Raw genomic sequence first — 3270 nt, 5'->3', positions numbered from 1 at the left:
GTACGCGACGCCCCGGCCGAGCCGGGCCACGCGTCGCGCTAGCCCCCCGCTGAACGGGGTAGCCTCACCGCGACGCCGCGATCAGCGCCGCCATTGCCTGCTCGACGCCCTGGCGCCCGGTGTCGGTCAGCGTCACCAGTGTGCGCCGCCGGTCCCTTGGGTCGGCGCGCCGGATGACCAGCCCGTGCGCTTCCAGCCGATCGAGATGCCGAAGCGCCGTCGTCGCGGGCGCGCCGCTGGCCCGGGCGAGGTCGGAGACGGTGGTCGCCCGATCGCTTTCCTCGTCCGCCACCAGCGCCAGCAGCATGGTGAAGGCGGGATCGGCGCTGACCGTCCCGTCGAACAGGGTCGGTAGCGCGAGCAGCTGGCGATGAAGCCGTCCGGCCAGGCGCGGCGCGGCGGGGTCGGGAGCGTCCGCCCGCGACGCGACGCGCATGCCGAACGCGATCAGCGTCTCGATCGCCTCGCCCAGCGGATCGGGCAGCGCCAGCGCGCGCACCGCCGCGATCGACAGGTGGGACGGATCGACGCGGGTCGCATTGCCGGGCGCCCGGGCGTGATGTCGCCGCGCGCTCATGCCTGTCGCGTCCGTTGCAGGCCGCTGAGCAGCTCGGTCACGCCCAGCCGCTCGCGCAGCAGGTGCTGCGTCAGCCGGGTCAGCAGCGTGTGCGTTTCGTCCGCGTGGCGTTCGGCGGTTGCGGTGCCGGCCTCCGCCCAGCGGCGGCCATGGTCGCCGACCGCTGCCGCCATCTCGATGCAGCGCGCCTTCAGCGACGCTGCCCGTCCGCGGCGCCCGAGATCGGCGGCGCGCAACAGCGGATCGAACAGCTCGCCATGCTTGAACAGCTGGTATTCGCGCAGCAGCCGCAGCATCTCCCAGCGCAGCGTCGCCAGCGCGACCGGGTCGCGCGCCGGCTGGTCGAGCGCTACTCGCGTTCGGTCGATCAACGCCGTGATCCGCCCCTGATACTGCTCCAATCGCGTGATCGCGGCGGCGACGTGCAATCCGACTCTCCTGTTTGATTAACCTAGGTTGACGACGGTGGGCGCGCCATGCTCTGTCCAATTCCGACCATCGTCGCGGCGATGGTGTCGCGTGTGCATCGGCGAGGAGTCGATCCATCGACACGTCCCCATTGTCCGACACCGCCAATCTCCTGCTCGCCGCGCTCGCGCCGGACGGCCTGGCCGCCGTCGCGCCCCATGCCACCCGCGTCATCCTGCGGCGTGGCGACATCCTCCAACCGGCGCATCAGCCCGCGGCGGCGGCGTTCTTTCCCGAGTCCGGCATCGCGTCGGTGGTGAAGGCCGACGGCCATGTTGCCCGCACGGAGATCTGCCTGACCGGCCATGAGGGGTTCGTGGGCGGCGCGCTCGTGCTAGCGGACGGTCATTGGCCGTACGAAACGTTCGTGCAGACGGAGACGCTGTCGGCGATCCGGATCGATGCTGTTTCTTTCGCAGCCCTCGTGCGCGACCTGCCCGATCTGCGCGCGATGCTGCTGCGCGCGATCCAGGGCCAGATGGTGCAGCTCGCCGAGGGACTGATCAGCGCCGCCTGGCAGAAGGTGCCGGCACGGCTCGCGCGCTGGCTGTTGATGTGGCGCGACCGGGTGGGGCTGGACCGGCTGGAGATCACCCATGAATTCATTGCCGCGATGATCGGCGTCCAGCGCACCGGGATCACGGGCGCGCTCCACGAGCTGGAGGGGGCGGGCCTGCTGAGCGCCGGACGCGGATGGATCGTCGTGCGCGACCCGGCCGGGCTGGAGCGGGTTGCCGACGGGGCCTATGGCGTCACCGAGCGTGAGCAGCACCGGCTGGTCGGCGGCCCCGCGCCGATCGACGCCGCCTGAGACGCACCCTCCCGCGACGCCGGTCGCGGTCGCTCACGATGGCGTGCAACCCGTTGCCGCGCCGCCGGTTAAGCCATCGCCGACAAGCGCGCCCCCGAGCGCGCGAAAAAGGAGCCCGACCATGGCCGATGACACCTCCTATCACGATGCTGCCGCCCAGTCCGAGCCCGCAGCCGACGAGGCCGCGAGCTTCGCCAAGGGCGCGGCCGACCGGATGCGCGAGGCCGGCGAGCAGGCGCGCACCGCATTCCAGGACCGCGTCGCCGAGCCCGTCAGGCGCGCGGGCGAGGTACTGCGCGAGGGCGGGCAGAAGGTCGCGCAGAACAATCAGGCGATCGGTCTCAAGATCATCGAGCAGGCCGAAAGCAACGCCCATCAGGTCTTCGCCGCGATGCGCAAGGCGGCGCAGGCGAACGATGTGTCGTCGGTGATGCAGATCCAGGGCGATTTCCTGCGCGAGCAGGCGACCCGCTCGATGACGCAGGCGCGCGAGATCGGCGAGCTGATCGCCCAATTCGGGCGTGACGCGGTGATCACGCTGCGCGGCGGCGGCGGGCAGGGCTGACCTAGTCAGGGTGGCGTTGCTGGGGAGCGGCACGAACGCATGCTGGACACCCCGTGACGCTTCGCACGCGGACGCAGGTGTCCACCAAGACAAACAAGTCCGGCGATCGCATCCGGCTGAACGGCGGCGCATCGGACGAGGGGACGAGCGGGTTGGCGACCTCGATCGCGACCATGGTGCTGGTCAGCCCGCTGGGCTTCCTGGTCCATGGCACGAGCGCGCAGCTACCGGTCGGCACGGTGGTCCAGGCCTCGCTGGGCGAGCAGTTGGTATTCCAGCAACAGCCGTCGCCCGCGATCGCCGGCGTCGCGCCGGACGAAGCACGGCCGTTGCCGGCGCGGTTCGATCCGACCTGGTTCACCGGTCAGGGCGAGCAAGCCTCCGGGCGTTGACGGCCGGATCGATCGCGGCGACCCGCCGTCGTCGGTCGACCGGTGGCGTCGCGGCTTGTTCAGCCCCGCCGGGGGTAGAACCAGCTCTTCATGCCCCGTGCCGTGAACCGGCGACGGTCGCCCGCGGGCCGCGCCAACCGGTCCGCGACCGCGTACAGCACCGCCGGGTTGACGCCCAACCCCAGGTGACTGCCGTGCACCTCGATGTTCTCGGCCAACGCCGAATCGACCTCGCGGCAGTTCTCCCAAGCGACGATGCCGTCGCTCCTGGTGAAGATCGCCGATGACGGCACCGGCGCGGGCGCGGCGACCTCGGCCAGATGCGTCTGATGATCCTGGTCGTCGATCGAGCCGCCGCTCATCATCTCGTATAGGCGCCACACGTTGGAGGCGCGCGGGCTGCCGGCGAAGGGGCTGCCGAGCGTGACCACCTGGCGCACCGCGTCCGGCGCGCGCC

The 3270-nt window shown here is 71.3% G+C and carries 5 protein-coding genes and 1 pseudogene; 3 read left to right on the top strand and 3 right to left on the bottom strand.

All coding sequences use genetic code 11. The features are described from left to right. Positions 1-64: 64 nt before the first annotated feature. Both HUU95_RS11850 and HUU95_RS11845 read right to left on the bottom strand, forming a co-directional pair. Entirely contained in the window at positions 65-577 is a 513-nt protein-coding gene (locus tag HUU95_RS11850; protein ID WP_174280296.1) for a MarR family transcriptional regulator, read from the bottom strand. Then, on the bottom strand, positions 574-1005 hold the full coding sequence (locus HUU95_RS11845) for a hypothetical protein (protein WP_174280295.1): 432 nt from the start codon (positions 1003-1005) through the stop codon (positions 574-576). The genes HUU95_RS11850 and HUU95_RS11845 overlap by 4 nt, the downstream gene beginning before the upstream one ends. Positions 1006-1136: 131 nt before the next feature. Here HUU95_RS11845 and HUU95_RS11840 point away from each other — a divergent pair, with 131 nt between their 5' ends. The 3 genes from HUU95_RS11840 (at position 1137) to HUU95_RS11830 (ending at position 2813) form a co-directional block, all read left to right on the top strand. Beyond that, complete coding sequence (locus tag HUU95_RS11840) at positions 1137-1856, top strand: Crp/Fnr family transcriptional regulator (protein WP_174280294.1); 720 nt, start codon at positions 1137-1139, stop codon at positions 1854-1856. 121 nt (positions 1857-1977) lie between these two features. Continuing rightward, positions 1978-2421, top strand: coding sequence for a phasin family protein (locus HUU95_RS11835; protein ID WP_174280293.1), 444 nt, complete (start codon positions 1978-1980; stop codon positions 2419-2421). A 77-nt stretch (positions 2422-2498) separates the two neighbouring features. Further along, positions 2499-2813: a hypothetical protein gene (locus tag HUU95_RS11830; RefSeq protein ID WP_174280292.1), complete on the top strand. Its 315-nt coding sequence runs from the start codon at positions 2499-2501 to the stop codon at positions 2811-2813. A 59-nt stretch (positions 2814-2872) separates the two neighbouring features. On the opposite strand, the pseudogene HUU95_RS11825 reads toward HUU95_RS11830, so the two are convergent. Next, positions 2873-3270: pseudogene (locus HUU95_RS11825) on the bottom strand (alpha/beta hydrolase); the annotation flags it as partial.

The sequence above is a fragment of the Sphingomonas bacterium genome, assembly GCF_903643065.1.
Lineage (GTDB): Bacteria > Pseudomonadota > Alphaproteobacteria > Sphingomonadales > Sphingomonadaceae > Sphingomonas.
This window is presented reverse-complemented; position numbering and strand designations above follow the sequence as displayed.

Excerpts from the sequence above, each read along its gene's own strand:
- HUU95_RS11850 (WP_174280296.1), bottom strand. The coding sequence starts at position 577 with ATGAGCGCGCGGCGACATCACGCCCGGGCGCCCGGCAATGCGACCCGC.
- HUU95_RS11835 (WP_174280293.1), top strand. The coding sequence starts at position 1,978 with ATGGCCGATGACACCTCCTATCACGATGCTGCCGCCCAGTCCGAGCCC.